The sequence below is a fragment of the Kribbella sp. NPDC023972 genome, from assembly GCF_040639075.1.
In the GTDB taxonomy this organism is placed as follows: domain Bacteria; phylum Actinomycetota; class Actinomycetes; order Propionibacteriales; family Kribbellaceae; genus Kribbella.
Map to the genome: position 1 here is coordinate 1746004 of NZ_JBEZZH010000001.1, position 25050 is coordinate 1771053.

A 25050-nucleotide genomic window follows, 5' to 3' on the forward strand; every position below is an offset into this window, starting at 1 on the left:
GTCGAAGGCATCACAGGTGGACGAGGCGGTTCTCGCGGCGGGACAGTTCGCAGGCGTCGGCGATCCGGAATGCCTGGTAGGCGTCCCGGACCGTGCAGGGGACCTCGCGGGTCCCGGCGACGACCTCGGTGAACGCGGTCAGCTCGGCGACGTACGCCGCCCGGAAGCGGTCCATGAAGGTGGCGTGCGGCTGGCCGCCGGGGAACGTGACACCGGCTTCGGCCGACCGCAGCGCGGTGTGCTCGTCCAGGCCGACCGCGAGCGAGCCGAGGCTGCCGAGGACCTCCATCCGGACATCGTGCCCGGCGGCGTTGTACCGGGTGCCGCTGACCGAGACGAACGTGTTGTCGTCGAGCGTGAGCAACGCGGCCGCCGCGTCGACGTCGCCGTACGCGCCGAAGAAGGTCTCGCCGCGGTTCGCGCCGGTGGCGAACACGCTGACGACCTCGCGGCCGGTGACGAACCGGATGATGTCGAAGTCGTGCACGGTGCAGTCCCGGAAGAACCCACCGCTGGTCGGGATGTACTCCGCGGGCGGCGGGAACGCGTCGTTCGTGTTCGCCCGGATGTGGTGGACGAAACCGAGCTCACCGGAGCGCACCGACGCCGCGGCCGCCTGGTACCCGGCGTCGAACCGGCGCTGGAAACCGATGTGCACCGGTACGTCGGAACCCTCGACCAACTCGACGACGCGCAGTGTGTCGTCCAGGTCGATCGCCACCGGCTTCTCGCAGAACGTCGGGATCCGGGCGGCGACACCGGCCGCGATCAGGTCCGCGTGCGCCGACGTCGCGGCGGCGATGACGAAGCCGTCCAGCCCACTCGCCAGCAACGCGTCCACATCCGGCGCGTCCTCCAGCCCGAGATCCTTGGCGACCAGTTCGGCCCGGCTCGGGTCGGCATCCGCGACCACCACCTGCTCCACCGCCGGCAATCCCTTCAAGGTGGCGGCGTGGAACGCCCCGATCCGACCCACCCCGACCAACCCGATCCGCATCCGCGCAGCCCTCTCCTCGGCATCCGACAGGCGCGCCGGGTCCCCACGGGACGGCGCGCTGGCTGCTCGCCAGCTTTCCCGGCCGCGAAGTTGGTGTCAATGCTTTGTTAACACATTTTCACGTAGAGACATACATACCTTGCTGTTGTAACATCCCGCCATGACCGTACTGATGCCACGCCTCCGGCGCGGCGGGTCATGGGGCTCTGACCCCCGCCCTTCCCTCGTCACTGTGCCTTTGGCCGGGCCTCCGGCACCGGCGGGTCGTGGGGCCGTAGGCTCCCGCCCTCCCCTCGTCAGTCCAGGCCGGGAGGCCCCATGACCGGCGCCTTGCCGATCCAGCTCGATCGGTCGAGCCCGGTGCCGCTGTACCACCAGCTCGCCGAGCAGCTGACCGCTGCCATCACCGAGGGCAAGCTCCGTCCCGGCGACGCGTTCGAGAACGAGATCGGCATGTCGGACCGGCTCAACCTGTCCCGGCCGACCGTCCGCCGGGCCATCTCGGAGCTGGTCAACCAGGGCCTGCTGGTCCGCCGCCGCGGTATCGGCACCACGGTCGCGAACCAGATGGTGCACCGCAAGGCCGAGCTGACCAGCCTGTACGACGACCTCGAACGCGAGGGCCGGACACCGCGGACCGAGGTGCTCTCCCTCGACTGCGAAGCCCAGGACGACCGCGCCGCCGCGGTCCTCGAGCTACCCCCGGGGACTCCCCTGGTGGCGATCGTCCGGCTCCGGTACGCCGACGACTTGCCACTCGCGATCATGCGCAACTGGTTGCCTCCGGCATTCAACGACCTGACCCTGGAACAGCTCACCAGCACCGGCCTGTACGCCGTACTCCGGGCGCGCGGGATCCGGCCGACGGTCGCCCGTCAGCGCATCGGCGCCCGCAACGCCACCGCCGAGGAGCGCCGTACCCTGCACATGTCCAAGGCCGAGCCACTCGTCACCATGACCCGCTCGGCGTACGCCGCCGACGGCAGGCCGGTCGAGTTCGGGGACCACTGCTACCGCGCCGACCAGTACTCCGTCGACGTGATCGTGTCAGAACGCTAGGATCGCCGGCTCGAAGGTCGGCGCGTTCAGCGGCACCACGAGGAGCGCCACCCGCAACGACGGCTCGAGCACGTCCCAGACACCCGCGACCGACTGCCAGGAACCCTGGCAGGAAACGACTTCCGGGACACCGTCCGCGACCACGTCGGCAACGTCCCCCACGTACGTCTTCACTGTGACGGCCGTTGCCGGTGGCAACTGCGCGAGGTACAGCGACGGATGCTGGACCAGGTCCTCCGCGCCGGGAACTGCCCGGGCCGAACCGACGACCACCCCGGTCCCGTCGGTCGACGCGGTCGCGAAGATCCGCGGCGTGCGGATCGGCAGATCCGGTTCATACGCGTGATCGCGCAGCGCCAGCTGAAGATCGGTCCCCGATCGTCGCGCCGAGGCCAACTCGCTGACCTGTGTCCCGTTGCCGACGACAACCCAGTCGGCCGCCCGGACGGCGGCGGTGTAGTGCCGCAGGTCGTCCCTCGCACCGCCCGAGACATCCTCGACCACGATCTCCCACTCACCCACCGCCAACCGCCGCTGCTGCGACGCCGCGCTCCGCCCGGTCAGCCAGTAGGCGATGAACGCCACGCCGTCCTCGTCGCGACCCACGGCAAGCCCACGCCCCGGATACTCCGTCGATCCGGCAGCCTCCAGCAGTGACCTCATCCCGGGAGCCGATCGGCAGCGCCGGGGACGATCCCCCAGAACTTCTGGGTGTCCTCGAGGGACATGGACTTGCCGCCCCTGGGGACCTTGACCTTCGTTTCGATCAACAGGCCCTGCCCCGCGTAGAAGTTCTCGTCGAAGGCGTGGATGCCGAGGGCGGCGGTGTAGGCGGCGAGCATCTCGGAGGTGAACTTGTCCCGGACCTTGCGAGCCTGATACCGGTCGGTCTCCTCGAAGGCCTGGACGGTACCGCTCTCGTCGAACCTCCACCTGCTGCCGTCATGGGATGCCGAGATCGTCCGGACGTAGTTGAGGAAATCGGTCTGCAGCGGTCCGAAAAGCTCGAACTGCACCGCGCCGTAGCGGCCCGGCGTCTCCAGCGACGTGCCGAGGGTGTGCGGCGTAGAGTCGAGCGCCACGCCCTGGCACTTCAGGTTCTCGCTCAGGTATCCGACCGTGCTCACCGCGTCGGTGCCCTGGAACCCACAGTCGAAGTACGCCGTCCAGCGGTCACCGACCGTGCCGACGAGAAGCTCGCGCGGCCGCACACCGCCGGTCAGCGGTGGCAGCCGGTCGAGCAGCTCGGGCAGGCTCCCGCCCACCGGTGTCGCCTTCGCTCGCCCGTGGAGCTGCCGGCGCCACGCCAGCAGCCCCTCCCCTGCCACTTCCAACGGCACCTCGAGAAACCCGAACCTCGAGGTGGTCGGCGCGTACTGGTCGGAGAGAAGTGTGATCACTCCACCATTCTCCTCAATCACTGTCATGGAACGGTGTATAGGTGCACCTTGGCCGTCGGGTCATTGGCGATGATCCTCGCCTTGTGAGGCCCACCGCGGTTCGACGCCGGTGTGTCGTACTCCGCGTAGTGTCGCCTGCCGTTCAAGGTGTACTGCAGGTCCGGCCGGTTGACGCCGACCCGTTCCCCATTGATGTTGACCTGCTGCTGATTGACCCGGAAGTCGGTCGCGCCCCGGGCCCGGAGCGCCTGGATGTCGTTCTGGAGCTGGGCGTTCTGGGTCGGGCTGGTGCCGATCGGGCGCCGGAGAGGCAAGGCAGCTGGCGGCTTCGGGTTGACGCTGACGTCCCGTGCGACCCTGGGCTGGATCCGTCCGGTTGCCTGTCGTGCGACCGCCGCGACCTTGCCCGCGGTCCTGCCCGCGGTGACCTTTACCGCACCGGTCACGGCCTTCGCTGCGCCTTGCACCGCCATCCCAGCCGCGGAGTTGGCGACCGCCGTCCCGGCCTTGCTGGCCGCCGCGGTCACCGCCTTGCCCGCGGTCGTGTTGGCCAGGGCCCGTGCGCCCGCACCCAGTCCGGCACCGATGCCCGCGGTCAGACCGCCGACTGCGGCACCGACCCCGACCTCGGTCGCCAGGCCGCCCCAGGAGAAGTCCTTCTTCCCTTCGGCGACGTCGACCCCGTAACCCGCGGCGGCGCCGGCCGCACCGGCGGCGACACCTGCCGCGATGAGGCAACCGACACCGGTGGCGCACACTGCGCCGATCGCGATGCCGACACCGATGCCGACGGCGATATTGGTGATCAGGCCCTTGTTCTCATCGACCCAGTCGACCGCCTTGCTGACACCGCTCTTGACCGCGTTCCAGGCGCCGGACAGGCTCCACAGCCCGGTCGGGTCCACATAGGTGATCGGGTTGTTCTCGCCGTACGAGTACGGGTTCGCGGCCTGGGCCGATGACCCGTCACTGGCCGGATCGGTCGACAGGAACCGCGCGAGCGAAGCGTCGTAGTACCGCGCGCCCAGCGCGTTCAGTCCGGTCGATGGATCCTTGATCTTGTCCAGCCAGCCGTGCTCGGTGGGCAACGCGGGCAGCAGATTGCGGATCTCGCCGTACGGCGAGTAATAGGTCCGGGCCGCGATACCGGTGCCGTCGGCAACCGAGATCTGTGCCGAGCCCTGCGTGTCGTTCAGTTGCCAGACCACGTTGCCGAGGGTCTGGCGGACGGCGATCGACACACCGGCCTGCTCGTAGAACCGGTTGGCCGCCTTGATCACACCGGCGACGACTGTGATCTCCTCGCCGTCGATGTACAGCACGGCCGTGACGCCGAGCGGGTCGACCCGCGCCATCCGGGTGCCGTCGGGCGCGTAGACGAACTGCGTCTTGCTCACCAGCGTGCTGGTCTCGGACTCCAACTGCTGCTGGGCGTTCCAGGCCAGTTGGGTCGGCACCAGTCCGCCGAGCAGCCCCGGCCGCTCGATCATCGCGCCGTTCGCGTCGTACTTGAACGACTCCGCACCGGCCCGCGTCACCGCGTGCGGATGCGCGGGGTCGCCGTACGTGTACTGCTTCGTGTGGCCGAGCGACGTGGCCGAGGTGACATTCCCGTCCGGGGAGTAGGTCCAGGCCTGGTTGAAGCCCGCGGGACCGTCGTGCACGGTCTTCGAGGAGCCGTCCGAGCAGTCGGTCTGGTACGTCGTCCAGCCATGGCTGAGCCGGTTCAGGCCGTCGTAGTCGAAACAGGTCGCGACCGGCTTGGGCCCGGTGACATCGGTGATGCGCTGGATGTTGCCGGCCGGGTCCCAGCTGTAGCCGTCGTCCTGCTCGGTCTTGTCCTCGCCGGTGAGCGGGTTGCCCACGATGGTCTGGATCCGCGCCAGCCGCTGCGTCTGCTGCTCGTACGAGTACGCGCGCCGCAGCGAGTGATGGGCATTCGCGTACTCACGCCCGGCGAGCTTTCCGTCCGACGCGTATGAGGTCGAGCCGACGTAGGGATCGGTGTGGGTGTTCCCGGTCAGCGAATCGGTCAGCTCACCGGACAGCGTCGTCGGATTGCCGAGGTTGTCGTACCCGGTGGTGATCGTCTCCTTGGGCGCACCGAGCACCGGATCGAGATAGGTCTTCGAGACCAGGTGGTCGGCCTCGTCGTACCCGTACGTCATCGTGTACGACGACCCGTGCAGCAGGCCGCCCACGCCCTGCGGGAACGTCCACTGGCGACCGGTGATCCGGCCCCGGGCGTCGTACCCGGTCGCGGCGCGGGTGAACGCCTTGCCGTCGGACAATGTCGTCTGGGCCAGGCCCCGGCCGATGCCGTTGGCGATCTCGGTCGAGTCGTACGTCCACTCGGCCACCTTCTGACCGGTGCCGGCCGGTCCGGCCCATCGAGCGATCGGCCGGTCGAGAGCGTCGTACTGCGTAGAGATCGTCGGACCAGGGCGGCCGGAGGCCAGGGTCTTGGCGTCCCAGGTCGCGATCGCGTTGCCCTCGTCGTCGTACTGCGTCCGGCTGCGGCCGGAGTCCGGGTCGACGGATTCGATCCGGCGGTCCAGCAGATCGTAGGTGAAGGTCGACTTGTGCCCACCCGGGTCCGTCGTCGTCGCGAGCTGTCCGGACGGGTAGTACGTGTACGTCGTCGCGGCGACCGACGAACCGGTGCCGTCCTCGGACTTCACCTGGCGTCCGCGGATATCGGTCCACGAGGTCTTCACCACGCCACCGGGTGGTGGGGTAGTGCGCTGGTGATCGCCGAAGTACTCGGTCGTCGACGCCCACAGTTCCTTGCCCTGGGCAAAGTGTGCGGCCTTCGTGTTGCGGCCGATCGCGTCGTAGCTGTGCCGGGTCTCGACCACCTTGTCCGCGGGGATCGCCTGCAGGGCGCTCCCGGCGACCGCGTCGACGACGACTGGCAGCGACTCCGCCGCGACATGGCCGGCATCGTCGTACCGGGTGTCGGTGACGATCGTCTTCGGCTGGTCCGCCGTTGACGCGGGCGAGACCTCGTGTTCCTGACGCTCGCGTCCCTGGGAATCGAGGAACGACCACTTCGTGACGTACGTCGTACCGGACTGCAACTCCTTGGTCGTCACCAAGGGCGGCTGGTTGTGGTCCGGATCGAGCCGATAGCTGAACACCTTCGCGTCCGGCGCGGCGGCTGCCTGGCCTGGGAGGCGTACGTTGGCGAGTCGGCCCAGCGGGTCATACGTCGTCGTGCTGACCTGGTTGTTGGCGTCCTTGACCGTGGCAGGTTGCTGGCGGTCGGGCTCCAGCGTGGTGACCTCGACGTGGCCCAGCGCGTTGGTCTCAGTGACCGTCGACGGACGGCCGATGGCCGGGGCGTAGGCCGTCTTCGAGGTGTGGCCGTTGGCATCGGTCTCGGTGAGGGTGCGGCCGTAGGCGTCGAAAGTGGCCGACGTCGTGATGGTCTTGGTGATGTCGTTCGGCCCGCTCGCGGTGACCGCGGCCACGGTCTTGGTGACGTCACCCTTGCTGACCGGACCGCCCACGGTGTCCGAGCCGTCGTAGTACTGGTCCTTCGCGGAGAGCAGGCTCTTCGGTGCGGAGCAACTGCCCTCGTAGCTGCGGACCCGGTACGGGAAGGCCAGCATCCACGCCGCGACCGTCGCGGCGTCGCGTGAGTAGCTTGTCCGGGTGCACCGGACGTCGTCACCGGCCGCGTCGACGACCTCGGTTGCCTGACCGTACTCGTCGTACGTCGTCGTCATCTTCGTGGTCCGGGTGGAGCGACTGCCACCGGACTCCGGTAGGACGGTCTCCCGCTTGACCGACTCGCTCTCGACCACCAGGTGCGCGTCGTCGTCGGGATCGGTCTTGCCCTGCTCGAATGGCGTGGTCCTGGCCGAGACGTAGCTGTGCAACGACCCGCCCAGCTCGTACGTCGGGTTGCCGGAGGCATCGAGCTGGAACTGCTGGGTCTCACGTTCCTTGCCGCGCAGCCACGGCGAGTCCTTCACCGAGGCGCCGGTGGAGTCGACCACGTCGACCGACTTTGTGCCGCCACCGGCCAGCCGGTCGCCGTCCATGCCCTGGAAGAACAGGTTGCGGGTGAGCTCCAAGGGCCGCGCTGCCTGTTCGCCGCGGAAGCCCGGGTCGGACATCTTCACCACATCGACCGAGCCGTACCCGCGCCAGTCGCTCCAGGTCTTGCGCTCCGTCGGAGTGACATCGTCATCGTCGTAGTGCCAGGACGGCTTGCCGCGGTAGCGGTACTCGTTCACCTGCGGAGGCGCGCCGCCGGCCTGGTCGACCACGGTGACCTTGCTGACCAGGTACCGGTGCCACCAGCCGAACCCGGAGCTGTTGTCGTTCGACCGCCAACCGGGGAAACAGGTCTGGGCGTTGGTGTCGGCCTTGCCCTCGGGGAAGTTGTCGATCGTGCAGCCGTCGGGCTGGCCGTAGCCGACCTCGACCCGTCGGCCCAGCTCGTCGGTGACGGTGGTGACGCGCAGTTTCTCCAGCTTCGGTACGCCGCTGCCAGGCGCCGCGTCGACCCGGTTGGGCGACTCGCGACCGGCGATCACGACGGCCGGCAACGCCTGCTCGCCTGATCCGCCGAGACCGACCTGCTGGAACTTCTCCAGCCACAACGACGCGCTGGTCCCGTCGGACGGCTTCGGGAAGGAGTACGTGAAGTCCACCCGGTCGACATCGACGAACGTGTCGCCCTCACTGCGTTGCGCGGCGACCGAACGAAGCAGCGTGCCGGTGAAGAAGCTCGGTGACTTCTGCTCGTCCCCGGTGCAGTCGCCGGTGCACACCTGGTCCATCGGCACGTCGGGGTACGACGACGCGTGGTCCTGGTCGAACGCCGGACAGGTGCCGGACCCGTCCGCGGCCTCCAGGCAGCGCAGTTCGGTGGTGAAGTGCAGCCGTGCGGGCGCCGTCGTCCCTTCCTCGCCCGAGCGCTGCGAGTAGACGATGTCACGGACATGACCGCCACGGATGTACTCTGTCGACTTGTCCGACTCGCCGTTGCGGGCGTACCGGTTCTTCTCGGTCTCGTAGAAGTACGTCGTACTGTTGCCGTGGGCATCGACCACGCCGTCCAGGTTCCAGCGCCAGGCCTGGGTGCACCAGGAGTCCTCGACACTGCCCTGGTGACACGGCTCGTTGTCGTCGTCGCCGAACACCGGCACGGTGAAGACCGAGTTGGTCGCCGTACCGGTGGTCGCCTGCTTGCCGCGGCCGAAGGTGAAGGTCATGCCCTGCGGGGTCGACACGACCCAGTACTCGCCGTCGTTGTCGCCGTTGTCCGCGTCCTTCTTGCGCTCGACCCGCCAGCCCGGGTCCTGCTTGGCGCGCCAGATGTCGCCGCCGGCCGCCTTGTCCTTGACCAGCTCGGACGAGGTGCCTTCGAGCGACAACATCAGCTGGTCACCGGCCCAGCACAGGTCACCGGTGTCGCCGCCGTCGTCCGAGCAGCCGTTGTAGCGGCGTTCCAGGTACGGGGTTTCGAGGTTCCAGCCGAGTCCGGTCCACGACGGCTGGGCGTTCTCCGACGCGGTCATCCCGTCCACCGACTGCGACGAGTACGACAGGTCGAGGTCCGGCGCCTTGCCGGAGATCGCGGCCACCTTCGGGATCGGGTAGCTCCAGTTGAAGTCACCAGACTGCAGGCCGACCGACCACTTGCTTGACGACGACAGCTTCGTCGCCGTGTAGGAACCGGCGTCGCCGTTCGGAGCGGCGGCCACCACGTAGACCTGATCGGCCGACGCGGGCACGGTGGCGATCAGCGCGTGCCGGGTCAGGTCGATCCGGCTCGGCACCGGCTTGCCGTCGGCACAGGCCGCGACGGCCGGTGTGGTGAGAGCGCAAGCAGGCTTGGCGATCAGCCGCAGCCGCGACTCGAAGTTGCCGCCGTAGGCCTGCGCGAAACCGGAGACATCGAGTTGTACGCCGACCGGCGCGGCGGCCTTCATGCCATCCGCTCGGGTCAGCCGGACCGCGAGGCCGTGCCCGCCCAGTCGTTCGGCGACCTTGCGGTCATACGCGACGACCGAGACCTGCGAAGGACTTCCGGCCACCGCGTTCACGGTCACCGCGGACACCGACGGCCGGGTGCGGCCGAGCAGGCTGACCGTCGCCGTACCGGCCGTCGGCCAGCTGACCTCGGCGCGGGTGGCCTGCGGCCGACCGGTGCCGGCGGTGGACGGATCGAGTTGGCGTTCGACCGCTGTGGCCGGGACGCTGATCACCGAGTCCTCCGCTGAGACCGGATCCGGTTTCCGCGGATCGGCGGCCGCGGCCGGTGGCGCTTCGAGGCCCCCGATCAGAACGGCGAGTGCTATGACACCTGCGGTGATGGCTTTCGGGCGGGACGAAACCATGCCTCACTCCCCCAGAGCGTTGGCCTCATACCGTGTCTGGGCGTGGACACGGTGTGACCTAACCTCCCTGAGGTGGACTAGACCTGTCAACCGTTATCTTGCGCAGCGAGCCAAAGTTCACGCTTGGTTCGCCAGCAGGGTGCGCACCAGGCGCAGGCCGACCGACAGGTGCGCGAGCTCCGGTCCTTCGGTCTCGACGATCTCCTCGAGCATGGTGGCGGCCCGGGACAGCGCCGCCTCGTTCTGGTCCTGCCAGGCGATGACACGCTCCTCGGGCTCCGCCGACGCGTCCGTGGTCCTCAGCACCTGCGCGGTGAGGCTGGCGTGGACGGCGTGCAGGTCGTCGCGCAGCGCCGCACGGGCCATCGTCTGCCAGCGGTCGGTGCGTGGCAGGCCGATGATGCGCTCCAGGAAGCGGCCCAGTTGCAGACGCTCACCGAGGGAGAAGTGCACCTTCGCGACCTCGAGGATGTCCAGGTCGTCCTGGGACGCGGTCTCGACGATGCCAAGACCGGCGTACGCCGGTGGCAGCACCGCGATCCTGGTCGCGAAGTCCGCCGAAACCCCCTTCTGCACCAGGGCTTCCCGGCGCTGCTCGAACAACGCCAGCTCGCGGCCGCGCAGTACGTCGGGCAGTACGGTGGTGAGCTTGGTGATACCCGGGGTGAAGAACTCGATCAGGTCCTCGATGTCGAACGGTGGACGCCGATTGCTGACCAGCCACCGGGTCGCGCGCTCGACCAGGGTGCGGGTCTCCAGCCGCATGTGGGTCTGGGTCGCGGCGTCGACGACGTTGTCCAGCTCGGCGTTGCGGGTCAGCAACTCCGGCTGGGCGAAGATCCGGCTGGCGGCCAGGTTCGCCCGGACGACGTCCTCGACCGTCCCGCCGGTCTCCAGCGACAGCCGGTGGAACGCCGTGATGCCCGACGTGTTCACGAACTCGTTCACCACCTGGGTGGTGATGATCTCGCGGCGCAGCTGGTGACTCTGGATCTGCTCGGCGAACCGTTGCTGGATCGGCTTCGGGAAGTAGCTGGCCAGCTTGTGCGCCAGGAACGGGTCGTCCGGCAGCGACGTCTTCAGCAGCTCCGCCGCGAGCACGATCTTGGTGTAGGCGATCAGCACCGACAGCTCCGGTGTCGACAGCCCGCGTCCCTCGGCCTTGCGCCGCTTGAACTCGGCCACGCTCGGCAGGAACTCCAGCTCGCGATCCAGCAGTCGCTGCTTCTCCAGCCGCCGTACCCAGTCCTGGTGGACGTGCATCAGGGCCGACGCCTGCGCGGTCGCGTTGGCGAGCGCGATGTTCTGCCGGTAGTTGCTCTTCAGCACCAGGCCGGCGACCTCGTCGGTCATCGACGCGATGATGTCGTTGCGCTGCTTCTCGGTCAGGTCGCCGTCGGCGACCACCTTGTCCAGCAGGATCTTGATGTTCACCTCGTGGTCGGAGGTGTCCACCCCGGCCACGTTGTCGATGAAGTCGGTGTTGATCCGGCCGCCGCCCATCGCGTACTCGATCCGGCCGAGCTGGGTGAAACCGAGGTTGCCGCCCTCACCCACCGCACGCGCCCGCAGATCCGAGCCGTTGATCCGGATCGCGTCGTTCGCCTTGTCGCCGACGTCGGCGTTCGTCTCGGCCGACGACTTCACGTAGGTGCCGATACCGCCGTTCCAGAACAGGTCGACCGGCGCCTTCAGGATCGCGTTCATCAGCTCCGCCGGGGTCAGCGTCGCCGGCGCGCCCTCGATGCCGAGCACCTCGCGTACCTCGGCCGAGATCGGGATGGCCTTGTCCGTGCGCGGGAACACGCCCCCGCCGGCCGAGATCAGCGAGGCGTCGTAGTCCGCCCACGACGACCGCGGCAGCTCGAACAACCGGCGCCGCTCGGCGAAACTCTTGGCCGCGTCCGGTGCGGGATCCAGGAAGATGTGCCGGTGGTCGAACGCCGCGACCAGCCGGATGTGCTCCGACAGCAGCATCCCGTTGCCGAACACGTCACCCGACATGTCACCGACACCGACGACGGTGAAGTCCTGGTTCTGGCAGTCGTGCCCGAGCTCGCGGAAGTGCCGCTTGACCGACTCCCACGCACCGCGCGCGGTGATCCCCATCGCCTTGTGGTCGTACCCGGCCGAGCCGCCCGAGGCGAACGCGTCACCCAGCCAGAAGCCGTACTCCTTGGCCACCCCGTTCGCGATGTCCGAGAACGTCGCCGTGCCCTTGTCCGCGGCAACCACCAGGTAGGCGTCGTCACCGTCGTACCGGACCACGTCCCGGGGCGACACGATGCTGCCGGCAACGATGTTGTCGGTGATGTCGAGCAGCCCGGAGATGAACGTCCTGTACGACGCGATGCCCTCGGCCAGCCAGGCGTCGCGATCGACGGCCGGGTCGGGCAGCTGCTTGGCGTAGAACCCGCCCTTCGCGCCCACCGGCACGATCACGGAGTTCTTCACCATCTGCGCCTTCACCAGGCCGAGCACCTCGGTCCGGAAGTCCTCCCGCCGGTCCGACCAGCGCAGGCCGCCGCGGGCGACCGCGCCGAAGCGCAGGTGCACACCCTCGACCTGCGGCGAGTACACGAAGATCTCGTACGCCGGCCGCGGCTGGGGCAGGTCCGGGATGGCCTTGGGCTCCAGCTTCAGCGAGATGTACGGCCGGGGCGAGCCGTCGGCGACGGCCGGCTGGAAGTAGTTCGTCCGCAGGGTCGCCTTGATCACGGTCAGGTAGGAGCGCAGGATCCGGTCCTCGTCCAGGCTCTTCACCGTGTCCAGCGCGGCCAGGATCTCCTTCTCCAGCTGGGCGGCGTGGCTGACCCGGTCGGGGTCGTCGGCGGGACCGCGCGCCGGGTCGAAGGCGGTCTCGAACAACTGGACCAGCAGGTTGGCCACGTCCACGTGGTTCAGGAACGTGTTCTCGATGTAGTCCTGGCTGAACGGCGTACCGCCCTGCCGGATGTACTTCTGGTAGGCGCGCAGGATCGACACCTGCCGCCAGCTGAGGTTCCCGCGCAGGACCAGCGCGTTCAGCTTGTCGGACTCGGCCCGGCCTTCCCAGACCGCCTGGAACGTGTCGTTGAACAGCTTGCGCAGCTCGGGGCGTTCGTCGGTGTCGGTCGGCACTTTGAGCCCGAAGTCGTAGATGTACGCCGTCGCGCCGCCGACGGGCCGAATCTCGTACGGGCGCTCGTCGATCACCTCGACACCCATGTGGGTCAGGTGCGGCAGCACCTGCGACAGCGACAGCGAAGGGCCGGTCCGGTAGACCTTGAAGCGCCGTTCGCCCTCCCACTCCTCGTCGATCGGGGTGTAGAGCGACATGGCCAGGCCGTTCTCGGGCGGCAGGCTCTCCAGCACGTTGACGTCGTTGACAGCGACGCGGGCGTCGAAGTCCTCCTTGTACGCCTCCGGGAAGGCATCGGCGTACTTGCGAGCCAGCTGGGCGACCGCACCGTCGCCGCCCTTGGCGTGCAGCGCGGCGGTGAACTCGTCCGCCCAAGCCCGGGTGGCCTCGACCACCTTCTGCTCGAGCAGCTCGGCGTCGTACTCGCCGACTGTCTCGCCCTGCTTCATCCGGACGACGAAGTGGACGCGGGCCAGCACGGACTCGGTCACGTAGGCGGCATACGTGACGGTCTCGGCGCCGATGGCGTCCTTGAGGATCTGCTGCATCTTCAGCCGGACCGCCGTGGTGTAGCGGTCGCGCGGCAGGTAGACCAGGCAGGACAGGTAGCGGTTGTAGACGTCACGTCGTACGAAGAGCTTGACGGCGCGGCGCTCCTGCATGTGCAGCACCGACTGCACGATCGGCAGCAGGTCCTCCACCGGCGCCTGCAGCAACTCGTCGCGCGGGTAGGTCTCCAGTACGTCGAGCAGACCCTTGCCGCTGTGGCTGTTCGGGTCGAAGCCGGTCAGCCGGAACAGCTCGAGCGCCTTGCGCCGCAGCACCGGCACCTGCATGACGCTCTCTGTGTACGCCGTCGACGACAGCAGACCGATGAACCGGCATTCCGCGACCGGGTCACCGGTCTCGTCGAAGCTCTTGATGCCGACGTAGTCCAGGTACGCCGACCGGTGCACGGTGGAACGCGAGTTCGCCTTGGTCAGGATGAGCAGCTTGCGCTCCTGCGCCTTCGCGCTCACCTCGGGCGGCAGCTTGCCCGAGTTCGGCTTCGGATCGGCCCGGAGGATGCCCAGGCCGGAGCCCGGCCGGCCGCGGAGGATGCCCTGCTCGCCCTCCATGGTGAAGTCGTACTCGCGGTAGCCGAGGAAGGTGAAGTGCTCGTCGGCGAGCCACTCGAGCAGCTCCCGCGCCTCCTCCACCTCGTTCTCACCGACCGGCAGGTTCGACGCGTCCAGGCCCTCGGCGATGGCGACGGCCTTCTCGTGCATCTTCGGCCAGTCCTCGACCGCGACCCGGACGTCATGGAGCACCCGCTGCAGCGTCTGCTCCAGCGCCCGCTGCTCGGCGACGTCCGGCATCCGCTCGATCTCCAGGTGCATCCAGCTCTCTCGGACCAGGTCGTGCTCGTCCGAGACGGTGGTGTCGTCCAGCACCTCCTGCAGCGTGCCGGCAATGTCCCGGCGGACGACGAACTGCGGGTGCACCAGCAGCTGCAGCTCCAGGTTGTGCTCGTTGATCACCATCGACGCGCTGTCCACCAGGAACGGCATGTCGTCGACGACGATCTCCACCACGGTCCGCCCCTCCGCGGACCAGCCGTGGTCCTCCGGGGTTGGGGTGAAGACGGTCACCTTCGCGGTGCCCTGCGGCCGCGACATCGCGGACTTGTAGTGGTGCTTCGCGGCGCCCAGGCAGTCGGTCGGTTCGCGCTCGGTGACGTCCTCGGCGGCGACATGGCGGTAGTACCGCTCGAGGAACGTTTTCAGCCTGGCCGGATCGATCGACTTGTCGTGCCCGTGTGTTCCCGCGGCCACCGCCTTGGCGAGCACCTCCGCCTTCTGGACGTCCAGCTTGCTCTGCATTCCCCACCGTCTCCAACGCGTGACATCGGCGCTGTTCGCACCGGGCCGCACGACATTGTGCGGTCACTCAGAGACTAGTCCACCTTTGTCACTGGTGTGATGTTGGGACGAGCCTGTCCGACGCCTGATCAGTCACGTTTCACAGGTGCCTCGAGGCGCAGCGCGAGGGCCGGGCAGGCCAGCACTGCGCGGCGCGCATGCGGTAGCTCACCGGCGGTGATCTCACGGCCTCTGAGGACCGGGAACCCCCACTCGTCGAGGGCCACGTCGTCCGGCAGCAGGGTGGCGCAGAGGCCGTGGCCGTCGCAGCGAGTCCAGTCGATCTCTACCTTGTTCACCACGAGCCTCCTGGTACCGGCAGGACACCCCGGACCTGCCGTCCGCACCCGCCATCGGCAAGGTGGAGCCGTACGTCCTCACCGAAAGCCTCCAGTGCCGACGCGAGGAAGCGCACGGAGCCGTCGGGGTGAGCGCAGGCTCCACGCCCTGGGACCAGACCGATGTGCCGCTCGGCGTCGTGCCAGCCGGCCGGGTCGCCTTTGACGAGCCGGTCGAAGTCATCAACCAGGGCGGCGAGCCCGAACACGCACGGCCCGCACTGCCCGGCCGATTGGCTTGCCAGCCATTGCGCGACCCGGTGTACCTCACCGAGCGGACAGGTGTCCGTGCCGAGCGCCAGGATGATCCCGGCCGACACATCGGGTCGTTTCAGGACCACGCCGCCGCTGTGCGGCAGCCACCGCCCGTGGTATCCACCGAGCAGAACCGGCCCGGCGGCAGCGCCGGCAAACTGCATCACCGCCTCCAGCGGTACGCCGGTCGGCGTCTCGATCACTCCAGGGCGCCGTACCGCACCGTCGATCGTCAGCAACTGCGTCCCGGGCTCACTGATCAGCCCGGTGCTGCTGAACCGCTTCGCCCCCAGCCGAGCCAGTACGGCGAGCTGCGCGAACGTCTCCACGTTCGACAGGAACGTCGGACGTCGGCGGTGCCCCTGACGCGTCGGCAACACCCTTCGACCCGGCGGTACGGCGGGACCACCTTCGAGCGCACTCAGCACCGCACGGGCCTCGCCGGCGACGAATCGGCCGGGTGTGTCAGCCACCTCGATCGCCAAGCCGTCGTTCCGCTCCATCAGCGCCTCGCGGATGGACATGGCGGCTTCCGCGTCATGAACGGCGATCAACACGTGCGGGGCACCGAGTGCCCGGGCCAGTCCCGTGGCACCGTCCAGGACGAGGTGTGGCGCCAGAGTGAGAAGCAGGCGGTCCTTACGGCTCACCGGCTCGCTCTCGGAGCCGTTGACGACAACAGCCTCGATGCCCCTCGCCGGCAGGTCGGCCAGCTTGAGTGCGACAGGGAAGGCGGCACCACCGCGTCCTCGAAGGCCTACAGCATCGGTCAGCTTGAGGTAGTCCTCGCGGGTGAGGTCTGGCTGAGCACCGTGGGTCCAGAGGTGGCGCTGATGGTCCAGTCGACCCTGGTCGACGCCCGACAGCAGCCGAGGATCACCGATGACCCTGACTGTGGTGTCCTGCAACAACATCATCGGGTTCTCCCGGCTCGTGCGAGGTTGAGCGGCGTACTGGCTCGGGCTGCCTGACTGCGGACGCGGTAGGCACCCGCTGCGGCGACTGCGGCCAGACAGCCGATGGTGATGGCGAGCATCCACGGCGTACTGCGATCCGTACCGGCCAGCAGGGCGTGCCCCATGGACAGCAGCCAGCCCGCCGAGGCGGCGATGTGGATCGTGCGCCAGTGCTTGGTGAAAGCCTGGGACGTGGCCAGCCGACCCCGGGCCGCGCCGACGACTGCGGCGAGGACCAGTCCATAGAGGGCGAACGTGCCAACCGCCATGGCGAAGGGCCGGTAGCCCGAGCCGAACGGCCAGACCAGGACCGTCGGGCTGATGGCGACATAGCTGTCGGCGATCACTGCGGCAACGTGAGCGGTCAGCAGGAGCAGACCGGTGGCGGCAGCCGAGCGGTGCACGTACTGCAGCCAGAACCGCCGTTCCGGGTTGCGACTGCCCGAGGTGACGATGCCGAGCGACGCCGACAGCGTGAACATGAGCATGGCAACGACCCCGGCCGCGCGGGCCAGGTACCACAGCGTCATCAGGCCGCCCTGCTCGCCGCGGGCCAGCCCGCCAGCTCAGTGACCTCACCGTCGTCCGCGACCAGCCGAGCCGGGTGGCCGGCCAGCGTCAGTCGTCCCACTGCCGCCTCGCCTGTCGCGACGAGCGCCGTACTGAAGGTGTTCGCACGTATGGCGGTCGGCGCCCAGACCGATGCGGTCCGCCAAGGCCCTTCAGCGGACTTGCCGGTTCGCGGGTCGATCACGTGGTGCGCGGAGCCTTCGGATGTCTCCCAGCGTCGTACTGTCCTCGTCGACGTGGTCAGGCCGCCATGAGCGAGGGTGACCAGGACTCCGGGGTCACCGGCACGTTCGGCGACCGTGATGACCCACGGCTCAGCCGGCTCACCGGCGGCCCGCAGGTCCCCACCGATCTCGACCAGGACCGCACAGCCGTACCGCTTGCTGAGTACGAGCGCGGCGCGATCCGCGGTCCACGCCTTGGCGATGGCCCCGAGGTCAAGAGCAGAGTCCTGAGGTACGCCGAGGAGCGCGAGCTTGCGGTTGAGGCGTACCTGCTGCCAGCCCGGGATCGGCTTCGGCTGCTCGGCCGGCTGTGGGAAGCGGCGTCGTACCCGCTCGATGTCGTCGTTGTAGCCCGCCGCGATCACCGCGGCGCCGACGGTCGGATCGACCGCGCCGCCGCTCATGGACGCGGCGACCAGGCTGACGTCGACCAGGTCGACCAGCAGCCGCGACACCGGCAGCAACGCGCCGGCCCGGGAGTTGACGATCGACAGCTCCGAGTCCGGCCGGAACCGGCTGGCGGCCTTGTCGACCCGGTCCATCAGCGCCTTGAGCTCACCGCAGGCGGCGCCGAGCACGGCCGGGTCGTCGACCGTCAGCCGGACCGTGCAGCTCCACGCGGTCCAGGTCCGGGAGGCGGTCATGATCCGTTGCTCCCACCCTGCGAGGTGGAACCCGACGACGCGGAACCGAGGCCGCTGCCCGAGTCGTCGCTGCTCGAGCTGCTCGAGCCGGAGCTGCTCGAGCTCGAACTGGAGCCGGAGGTGCTGGAGCCTGAGTCGCCGGAGCTGGGGGAGCTCGCCGTCGTACCGGAACTGCCGGAGTCGGACTGCCGTGCGGACACGACGGCGACGGACAGCCCGGTACCGCCGATCCCGAGGACCGCCGTCGCGATCGCCGCTGCCGAAGCCCGGCGCAACCAGCGCCGACGGGAGGAGTGAGACTCTTTGAACGCATCTGTGGTGACCATGGCCGTAAGCCTCGCGGGAGGCTCCTCAGCCGCACTCCAAGAGAACATCAAGCGACAATCAAGTTCTCCTGAAAGCTCTCTGAGAGGTTCTCTCAGGGTCAGCCCTGGCCGCGGACCTCCGGCGGGCAGTCGGCGTCACAGTGCTTGCCGATGGTCTCGACGATCTCGTCCGAGGCCTCACCGAGGGCGATCATCCGGTCGGTGCCGAGGACGTCGACGAAGAACTGGCGGACGCGGGCGGCGTGCGCGGGGGCGCAGGCCTTGATCGCGGCCAGGCCCTCCTCGGTGATGACGATCTCGGGGTAGCGGGAGTCGCAGGCCTCCTTGCGGATCAGGCCGCGCTTCTCCATCCGGCTCAGGTGGTGCGATATCCGGCTCTTCTCCCACTGCGTCGCCCGGCCCAGCTCGAAGGCGCGCATCCGGCCGGACTCCGACTCGGACAGGTTGACCAGGATCTCGAAGTCCGACTTGGACATGCCGAACTCACGCTGCAGATGGCGCTCCAGGTGCGTCTCCAGCGTCCGGTGCATCAGCAGATAGCTCCGCCATGCCTTCTGCTCGTCCTCGTCGAGCCACGGTCCTTTACCCACGACCACCATCCTACTCGACTGGGTTGACACATCAACCAGATGAGCTAATATCGATCCGCGAGTTGACACATCAACCTAGGGAGTTCGCGGATATGAGTGAGAAGAAGCTGATCGCGGTCGTCGGCGCCACCGGAGCACAGGGCGGCGGACTGGTCCGCGCAATCCTGGAGGATCCGTCCAGGGCGTTCGCCGTACGGGCGCTGACCAGGAACCCGGAATCGACCCAGGCCAAGGCACTCGAGGCAGCCGGCGCCGAGGTGGTCGCGGCCGACCTGGACGACGAGGCGAGTGTCCGGGCCGCCTTCGCGGACGCGTACGGCGCCTTCGTCGTGACGAACTACTGGGCTCCGCGCACTCCGGAGGACGAGGCCGCGCGCACAGCCGCCGAGGTGGAACTGGCTCAGGCCGAGACCGCCGCCCGGGCCGCGAAGGAGGCCGGCGTTCAGCACCTGATCTGGTCGACCCTCGACGACACCCGCCCCTTCTTCGACGGCCGGGACGACGTACCGCGACTCGACGGCGGCCGCTACACCGTTCCTCACTTCGACGCCAAGGCCGAGGCCGACGAGCTGTTCACGAAGTACGGCGTACCGACGACCTTCCTGCGGACGACGTTCTACTTCGACGCCTTCATCAGCGGGATGGAACCGTTCCGCGGCGAGGACGGCACGCTGACCATCTCGATGCCGATGGCCGACAAGCCGCTGTCCGGTATCGCCTCCGACGACATCGGCCGGGCCGCCCTGGCCGTCTTCCAGCGCTCGGACCTGATCGGCGCCACGGTCAGCATCGCCGGCGACCACCTGACCGGCGACCAGTACGCCGCCGCCCTGACCGACGCACTGGGCGAGAAGGTTGCCTACCGCCCCCTCCCGTGGGACCAGTACCGCGAACTCCCCTTCCCCTACGCCGCCGAGTTCGGCAACATGTTCGAGTACTACGCCGGGAATCACGAACAGTTCACCGGCGATCGCGACCTCGACAAGGTGCGGGAGTTGAACCCGGCACTGCAGTCCTTCGCCGACTGGCTGGCCAAGCACAAGGACGAGCTCAAACCGTCACAGAACTGACCGTTGCACGGTCGCACACGGAGCAGCACAGCCGCCGCCGGCCGGGCGCCAGTCGAGCTCAGGCCCGTCAGAATCGACGCATCCGGTCGGCGCGGGATCCCGCCTACTGCGGGAGGGCGTTCTCGAGGATTTTGGTTTGTGGTGCTCCGATCAGTGCGGGTGCGTTCTCGGCGGACGACCAGATCTTGTTCCGGAGGAACTCCAGGTATTGTCTGGCTTGGTCGGTGGTGTCGAAGTCCAGGTCGATGACGACATAGTTGGACTCGTCGACCGGGCGCTGGATGCGATGGTCGCGGACCCCGGCCCGTTCGCGTGCCTCGGCGAACCGCCCGAATGCGGCGTACCAAAGGTCGAAGTCCACAATCGAGTGCTCAATGTGAAGAGTCGGCATGATCTGCTCCCTGCTGCTGGAGTGTGGGCCTGTGCTCCTCACGCTAGGGAGCGTGGACGACCCCGCACATCCCAGGATTCTGGGGTATCGGGACAGTGGCCGCGAGTAGTGTCGACCTATGCCAGGTCAAGCTGCGTTCGCGCATGCTCGGCGGCGTGTCGAGCGGATCTGTGCTTCGGCTCCCGACGCCCGGGGGCTCAGGCTCGGTGTCCTCGATGCCATCCGCCAAGCGGTGCCTTTCGACGCCTATGCTTGGCTACTCGCCGATCCAGAGACCTCTGTCGGTACTGCCCCCTTGGCCGATGTGCCCTGCCTGGCGGAGCTCCCGCGTCTGATCCGGCTCAAGTACGTCACCGACGTCAATCGATGGACAGCGCTCGAGGCCGTGGGAACGGCTCATTTGCCAGACCTAGCGGGCAGCGCGCGGGGTGAGACGTGGGCCGATTTCCTGGCCGGCTACGGGATCAGCGACGTGGCATCGGCCGTCTTCAGGGATCGCTACGGTTGCTGGGGATGGCTGGACCTATGGAGGTCTTCTGGGTCCGGGACGTTCGACAGTGCCGAGGTCGCATTCCTCACTGACATCGTGGAACGTGTGACGTCGGCAATCCGCCAGTGCCAGGCGAACACGTTCGTCGTCCGTGAGTCTGGAACTCCGCGACCACCGGGTCCCGCAGTGCTTGTGTTGTCGCCCGATCTCGATGTGACGAGGGTGACGCCGCAGAGTCAGGAGTACTTGAGGGTCCTGGTGCCCCCGGCACAAGGCCAGTCACCAGTGCCGGCGAACGCGTACAACGTGGCGGCCCAGTTGCTGGCCGTGGAGACAGGGGCGGACCAGAATCGGGCTGTCGCCCGGGTGCACCTCGCGGATGGCCTGTGGGTCACTCTGCGGGCAGCGAGACTGGCCGCGGCAGAGCTCGTGGGACAGCCCGAGATTGCCGTGACCATCGAGGAGTCTTCGCCGGCTGACCGGGTCAACCTGTTCGCGCGGTCGTTCGGCTTGAGCCTGCGGGAGACCGAACTGCTAGGTCATTTGGTCACCGGAGCCGATACCCGGGAACTAGCTCGCCGGATGTTCTTGGCAGAGAACACGATCCAGGACCACTTGAAGGGCATCTTCGCCAAGACGTCGGCGCACAGTCGACAGGTAGTGGTCGCACGAACTCTTGGGAGCTGACCCACCCGCCAAAGGTCTGCCAGGACTGGGACTTCGGCATGAGCGGGCGCTCGAACGACGCGCCGCCACTGCGCTGACCGGGGGCTTGAGCGCACCCCTGCTACGGCGTGGCCAACTCCAGGATGACCTCGTTGCGGCCGATGCTCAGCCGGCCGCCGGCTGCTTCGGCGCAGCGGCGGGCGATATCGAGGCCCAAGCCGGTGGAGCCGCGGTCGCTCCGGCCGCGTTCGCCGGCACCCAGCGGGATCCCGGGCCCCTTGTCGGCGACGACGATGCGTACGCCGCGCGCCTCGCGCGTCAGCGTGATCCGGGCCGGCGTGCCGTCGGGTGTGTGGGCCACGACGTTCTCGACCAGGGCGTCCAGCGCGGCACCGAGGTCTTCGGCGGATGAGCGGACCATGGCCGGCGGATTCGGTAGGTCGAGTGCCAGGTCCCGGCCCTGGTCCTCGAAGAGCGGTTCCCAGAAGGCGGCCCGGTTTCGCGTCACCTCGACCGCGTCGCAGTGCGGTACGCGACCTTCCCGCTGCGGTCGCCGGGCCGCGCTGATCACCGCGGTCAGGGTCCGCTCGAGGCTGTTCACCTGGGTGTTGAGCTCCTCGGCACGTTCGCGATCCGGCAACGCCTCGACCTGCAGCCGGAGCGCGGTCAGTGGCGTACGGAGCCGGTGGGACAGGTCGGCGACTGCCTCGCGTTCGACCGCGATGACCTCGTCGATCCGGTCGGCCAGACCGTTGAGCGCGGCACCGACCTTGGCAACCTCGGCCGGCCCGGTCGTCGGGGCGCGTGCGTCCATGTCGCCGAGCGCGAGGCGTTCCGCCGTACTGGCTGTTTCTTCCAGCGGGCGGGCGAGCCGGCGGGAGACGAGTTCGGCGCCGATGATGCTGAGCAGCAGGACGAGCAGGCTGCCGCCGACCAGGAACAGCACGCGCGGGACGAGGCCGTCGTACAACTGGTCTGCGGTCAGGTACAGGCAGACGGATGCCGGCCCGGACGCGGTGCCGACGCCGACCTCGACCGCCATCCCGCCGCCGATCTCGCGGTAGTCGGCGTCACCGATCTTCGGCGGGCCTTTCTTGCCGTCGCCCCCATCGCCCCCGTCGTCGTAGCCGCTCGGCAACGGCGTCGGCTTCGAGACTCCACCCGGCGGCGGGTCGCCCAGCGTCGTACCGTCGGCCAGCCGCACCGAGATGGTCCCCGGCCCGTCGTTCTGCAGACCGTCGATGTACGCCGTGATGTCCGCGGCCGTGTGGTCCTTGTCGCCGACGTAGTACGCCACCGCCTCGGCCCGGTAGCGTGCCTGCTCCTTCGACTCGGACGCGGTCGTGCTCCGCAGCAGGATGATGAGCGGTACGGCGAACGCCAGCACGACCAGCGTGGTCATGCCGACCGACAACAGCAGGATCCTCCGGCGCATCGTCAGCCGCCCGACAGCTTCACGCCGACGCCGCGAACGGAGTGCAGGAAGCGTGGCTGGGCCGCTGTCTCACCCAGCTTGCGACGCAACCAGGACAGGTGGACGTCGACCGTACGGTCACCGCCACCCCACGGCAGGCCCCACACCTCGGCGAGGAGTTCCCGCTTGCTGACCACCGCCCCGGGCCGACGCGACAGCGCGAGCAACAGGTCGAACTCCTTGCGGGTCAGGTCGACCGACGCACCGTCCACGGTTACCTCGCGGCTGCGCGGGTCGATCCGCAACGCACCCAGGTCGACGATCGACTCGCCCTGCTGGTCCTGGCCGAGCCGGCGCAGGACGGCGCGGATCCGCGCATCGATCTGAGCCGAGCTGAAGGGCTTGATCACATAGTCGTCCGCACCCGCGTCGAGCAGTTTGACCACGCTGGCGTCGTCGTCCCGGGCCGTTGCCACGATCACCGGAACGTCGCTGACCACACGAACCATCGCGAGCACGTCCCGGCCGTCGAGGTCGGGCAGACCGAGATCGAGCAGCAGAACGTCGGGACGGTCCCGCGCGACCGCGGCCACACCGTCGGCGCCGGCGGCCACGGCCGAGACGACATGGCCGGCCGCGGTCAGGGACTTGGCCAGCGACGTCCGGATCGCGTCGTCGTCCTCGACCAGCAGCACCCGCGCCATGCGACGAGGGTAGCTGTGGGTGTCAGGAGGGGGCCTTCAGGCCGGTGCTGCGCAGTTCGAGGTCGGCGAGTTCGGTGATGACCGCGGTGTCGCCGTTCCGCCAGGCCGCGACCGGGTCGTCGGAGATCTTGGCCAGCCGGTGCATCGGCTGATTCGCCATCGCCCGCAGCGCGAACAGGTCCAGATCCGCCGCGCTGTCGATGAACTTCCGCGCCGCGGTCGCCCGCCGGGAGAACCGGATCCGTCGCGGCAGCCAGATCAGCAACGCGAACAGCACCGGCAACCCGATCGTCACCCCGGCCAGCACGTATGCCAACTGCTCCACCGCATGTGCCTGGTCCCGGCCCGCCTCCGCCAGCTTCCCCGCAGCCCCCGCTGCCCCATCAACGGGTGACCGCAACTGATCTCCCACCACCGGCACCTTCCCGATCGGCTCGGACAACCGGCGCAGATCCCCCGCCAGCCCGTCCCCCGCCTCAGCCGCCTTCCGCCCCGGCGCCCCCAGCGCATTGGTGATCCGGAACACCAACAGCCCGAGTGCCACGCACAGCCAGATCCACCCCACCAGCATCAGGTCACCCACGACCTGCCAGAACCGCTGCGACCGCACGTCGGAGTAGAGCTTCACCGCGACACCCCTTCCTCGGGACCGTGGCCGGTGACACTAGCGCCCGGCTTCGCCGACCGCGATCTTTCCGGAAGATTTCCGCCACCTGGTGGCAGCAATCCTCCGGAAAGCGGCCGGTTCGATATCAAAGGGACGAGCGGAGGTCCCAGAGGAGGGGGTAGTAGCGGAGGTCCAGGCGGCTGCGGAGGTAGCCGGCGCCGGAGGAGCCGCCGGTGCCGGGCTTGGTGCCGATCATGCGCTCGACCATCACGACGTGCCGGGCCCGCCAGGAGGCGGCGAGCTCGTCGTGCTGGAGCAGGGCCTCGGCCAGCTCCCAGACGGCGGCGTAGTGGGCGCGGTCGCCCGCGATCTTGCGGAGCGCGTCGCGGATCGCGTCCTCGGAGTCGGTGGCGAACCCTGCCTTCTCGAGGACGGCGAGGAACGCGTCCCACAGCGTGGGGTCGTCCAGGCGCCCCTGGAGGCGGGCCTTCTCGGCGTCGGTCAGGCCGCGGAACCGCTTCACGAACGACGGGTCCTTCGCACCGGACAGGAACTCGATCTCGCGGAACTGCACCGACTGGAAGCCGCTTGCCGGTGCCAACCGATTCCGGAACTCGCCGAAGTCCTGCGGCGTCATCGTCTCCAGGATGTCGATCTGCTGGGTCAGCGTCCGCTCGATCGTGTGCACCCGGCGGAGCAGGTGCTCGGCCAGCCAGAGCTCACCGGACAGCATCGCGTCGCGGGACGCGGTCAGCTCGTGCAGCACCTGTTTGAACCACAGCTCGTACACCTGGTGCATGGTGATGAACAGCAGCTCGTCGTGGGCCGGCGGATCCGACTCCAGCCGTTGCTGGTCGAGCAGGTCGGCCAGCCGCAGATAGCTGCCGTAGGTGAGCCGTCCACCCTCCTCACCGAAGTGGATGTCGACTCCGTCCCACTGCCCAGCCACCCCGTCACCAGTGCTCATGGTG

19 protein-coding genes are annotated in these 25050 nt (G+C 68.6%); 4 read left to right on the forward strand and 15 right to left on the reverse strand.

From position 1 onward, the window contains the following. Nucleotides 1-10 precede the first annotated feature (10 nt). Nucleotides 11-997, reverse strand: a complete 987-nt coding sequence (locus AB0F43_RS08335; protein ID WP_360472423.1) for a Gfo/Idh/MocA family oxidoreductase — start codon at nt 995-997, stop codon at nt 11-13. Between the two features lie 318 nt (nt 998-1315). Between AB0F43_RS08335 and AB0F43_RS08340 the strand changes: the two genes are divergently transcribed. Further along, nucleotides 1316-2056, forward strand: a complete 741-nt coding sequence (locus AB0F43_RS08340) for a GntR family transcriptional regulator (protein WP_360472426.1) — start codon at nt 1316-1318, stop codon at nt 2054-2056. Here AB0F43_RS08340 and AB0F43_RS08345 read toward each other — a convergent pair. From AB0F43_RS08345 to AB0F43_RS08380, 8 genes are all read right to left on the reverse strand, one after another. Beyond that, nucleotides 2045-2719: an IMP cyclohydrolase gene (locus AB0F43_RS08345; protein ID WP_360472429.1), complete on the reverse strand. Its 675-nt coding sequence runs from the start codon at nt 2717-2719 to the stop codon at nt 2045-2047. The genes AB0F43_RS08340 and AB0F43_RS08345 overlap by 12 nt on opposite strands. After that, nucleotides 2716-3456 carry a hypothetical protein gene (locus AB0F43_RS08350; protein WP_360472432.1) on the reverse strand — a complete coding sequence of 247 codons (741 nt, stop codon included), beginning with the start codon at nt 3454-3456 and terminating at the stop codon, nt 2716-2718. The genes AB0F43_RS08345 and AB0F43_RS08350 overlap by 4 nt, the downstream gene beginning before the upstream one ends. 23 nt (nt 3457-3479) lie before the next feature. Then, the gene (locus AB0F43_RS08355) at nt 3480-9812 is read right to left on the reverse strand and encodes an RHS repeat-associated core domain-containing protein (RefSeq protein WP_360472435.1); all 6333 of its coding nucleotides are present in this window, start codon (nt 9810-9812) and stop codon (nt 3480-3482) included. 117 nt (nt 9813-9929) lie between these two features. Beyond that, nucleotides 9930-14795, reverse strand: coding sequence for an NAD-glutamate dehydrogenase (locus AB0F43_RS08360; protein WP_360472437.1), 4866 nt, complete (start codon nt 14793-14795; stop codon nt 9930-9932). A 128-nt stretch (nt 14796-14923) separates the two neighbouring features. Continuing rightward, nucleotides 14924-15133, reverse strand: coding sequence for a ferredoxin (locus AB0F43_RS08365; protein ID WP_360472440.1), 210 nt, complete (start codon nt 15131-15133; stop codon nt 14924-14926). Continuing rightward, the gene (locus tag AB0F43_RS08370; protein ID WP_360472443.1) at nt 15130-16344 is read right to left on the reverse strand and encodes an NADH-ubiquinone oxidoreductase-F iron-sulfur binding region domain-containing protein; all 1215 of its coding nucleotides are present in this window, start codon (nt 16342-16344) and stop codon (nt 15130-15132) included. Before AB0F43_RS08370 ends, AB0F43_RS08365 begins: the two co-directional genes overlap by 4 nt. Next, nucleotides 16341-16913, reverse strand: coding sequence for a hypothetical protein (locus AB0F43_RS08375; RefSeq protein WP_360472446.1), 573 nt, complete (start codon nt 16911-16913; stop codon nt 16341-16343). The genes AB0F43_RS08370 and AB0F43_RS08375 overlap by 4 nt, the downstream gene beginning before the upstream one ends. Then, a complete protein-coding gene (locus AB0F43_RS08380) occupies nt 16913-17821 on the reverse strand; it encodes an FAD:protein FMN transferase (RefSeq protein WP_360472449.1) in 909 nt (302 codons plus the stop codon). Before AB0F43_RS08380 ends, AB0F43_RS08375 begins: the two co-directional genes overlap by 1 nt. 24 nt (nt 17822-17845) lie before the next feature. On the opposite strand from AB0F43_RS08380, the gene AB0F43_RS08385 reads away from it, so the two are divergent. Next, nucleotides 17846-18118, forward strand: a complete 273-nt coding sequence (locus AB0F43_RS08385) for a hypothetical protein (protein ID WP_360472452.1) — start codon at nt 17846-17848, stop codon at nt 18116-18118. A gap of 127 nt (nt 18119-18245) precedes the next feature. On the opposite strand, the gene AB0F43_RS08390 is transcribed toward AB0F43_RS08385, so the two are convergent. Beyond that, on the reverse strand, nt 18246-18737 hold the full coding sequence (locus tag AB0F43_RS08390; protein ID WP_360472455.1) for a MarR family winged helix-turn-helix transcriptional regulator: 492 nt from the start codon (nt 18735-18737) through the stop codon (nt 18246-18248). A gap of 92 nt (nt 18738-18829) precedes the next feature. On the opposite strand from AB0F43_RS08390, the gene AB0F43_RS08395 reads away from it, so the two are divergent. Further along, entirely contained in the window at nt 18830-19807 is a 978-nt protein-coding gene (locus AB0F43_RS08395) for an NmrA/HSCARG family protein (protein ID WP_360472458.1), read from the forward strand. Nucleotides 19808-19910: 103 nt separating this feature from the next. Here AB0F43_RS08395 and AB0F43_RS08400 read toward each other — a convergent pair whose 3' ends face one another. Then, a complete protein-coding gene (locus tag AB0F43_RS08400) occupies nt 19911-20198 on the reverse strand; it encodes a hypothetical protein (RefSeq protein ID WP_360472460.1) in 288 nt (95 codons plus the stop codon). Nucleotides 20199-20430: 232 nt separating this feature from the next. Here AB0F43_RS08400 and AB0F43_RS08405 point away from each other — a divergent pair, with 232 nt between their 5' ends. Further along, entirely contained in the window at nt 20431-21375 is a 945-nt protein-coding gene (locus tag AB0F43_RS08405; protein ID WP_360472463.1) for a helix-turn-helix transcriptional regulator, read from the forward strand. 100 nt (nt 21376-21475) lie between these two features. Here AB0F43_RS08405 and AB0F43_RS08410 read toward each other — a convergent pair whose 3' ends face one another. The 4 genes from AB0F43_RS08410 to AB0F43_RS08425 form a co-directional block, all read right to left on the reverse strand. Continuing rightward, nucleotides 21476-22789, reverse strand: coding sequence for a HAMP domain-containing sensor histidine kinase (locus tag AB0F43_RS08410; protein WP_360472466.1), 1314 nt, complete (start codon nt 22787-22789; stop codon nt 21476-21478). A gap of 2 nt (nt 22790-22791) precedes the next feature. Continuing rightward, nucleotides 22792-23472, reverse strand: a complete 681-nt coding sequence (locus AB0F43_RS08415; RefSeq protein WP_360472469.1) for a response regulator transcription factor — start codon at nt 23470-23472, stop codon at nt 22792-22794. A 22-nt stretch (nt 23473-23494) separates the two neighbouring features. Continuing rightward, nucleotides 23495-24100, reverse strand: a complete 606-nt coding sequence (locus AB0F43_RS08420) for a hypothetical protein (protein WP_360472471.1) — start codon at nt 24098-24100, stop codon at nt 23495-23497. 124 nt (nt 24101-24224) lie between these two features. Next, on the reverse strand, nt 24225-25046 hold the full coding sequence (locus tag AB0F43_RS08425; protein ID WP_360472474.1) for a tryptophan 2,3-dioxygenase family protein: 822 nt from the start codon (nt 25044-25046) through the stop codon (nt 24225-24227). Nucleotides 25047-25050: the final 4 nt, after the last annotated feature.

Coding starts and splice junctions, on each gene's coding strand:
- AB0F43_RS08340 (WP_360472426.1), top strand. CDS start 1,316: ATGACCGGCGCCTTGCCGATCCAGCTCGATCGGTCGAGCCCGGTGCCG.
- AB0F43_RS08410 (WP_360472466.1), bottom strand. CDS start 22,789: ATGCGCCGGAGGATCCTGCTGTTGTCGGTCGGCATGACCACGCTGGTC.
- AB0F43_RS08380 (WP_360472449.1), bottom strand. CDS start 17,821: ATGACCGCCTCCCGGACCTGGACCGCGTGGAGCTGCACGGTCCGGCTG.
- AB0F43_RS08400 (WP_360472460.1), bottom strand. CDS start 20,198: ATGCCGACTCTTCACATTGAGCACTCGATTGTGGACTTCGACCTTTGG.
- AB0F43_RS08355 (WP_360472435.1), bottom strand. CDS start 9,812: ATGGTTTCGTCCCGCCCGAAAGCCATCACCGCAGGTGTCATAGCACTC.
- AB0F43_RS08395 (WP_360472458.1), top strand. CDS start 18,830: ATGAGTGAGAAGAAGCTGATCGCGGTCGTCGGCGCCACCGGAGCACAG.
- AB0F43_RS08375 (WP_360472446.1), bottom strand. CDS start 16,913: ATGACGCTGTGGTACCTGGCCCGCGCGGCCGGGGTCGTTGCCATGCTC.
- AB0F43_RS08360 (WP_360472437.1), bottom strand. CDS start 14,795: ATGCAGAGCAAGCTGGACGTCCAGAAGGCGGAGGTGCTCGCCAAGGCG.
- AB0F43_RS08415 (WP_360472469.1), bottom strand. CDS start 23,472: ATGGCGCGGGTGCTGCTGGTCGAGGACGACGACGCGATCCGGACGTCG.
- AB0F43_RS08345 (WP_360472429.1), bottom strand. CDS start 2,719: ATGAGGTCACTGCTGGAGGCTGCCGGATCGACGGAGTATCCGGGGCGT.
- AB0F43_RS08335 (WP_360472423.1), bottom strand. CDS start 997: ATGCGGATCGGGTTGGTCGGGGTGGGTCGGATCGGGGCGTTCCACGCC.
- AB0F43_RS08425 (WP_360472474.1), bottom strand. CDS start 25,046: ATGAGCACTGGTGACGGGGTGGCTGGGCAGTGGGACGGAGTCGACATC.
- AB0F43_RS08370 (WP_360472443.1), bottom strand. CDS start 16,344: ATGATGTTGTTGCAGGACACCACAGTCAGGGTCATCGGTGATCCTCGG.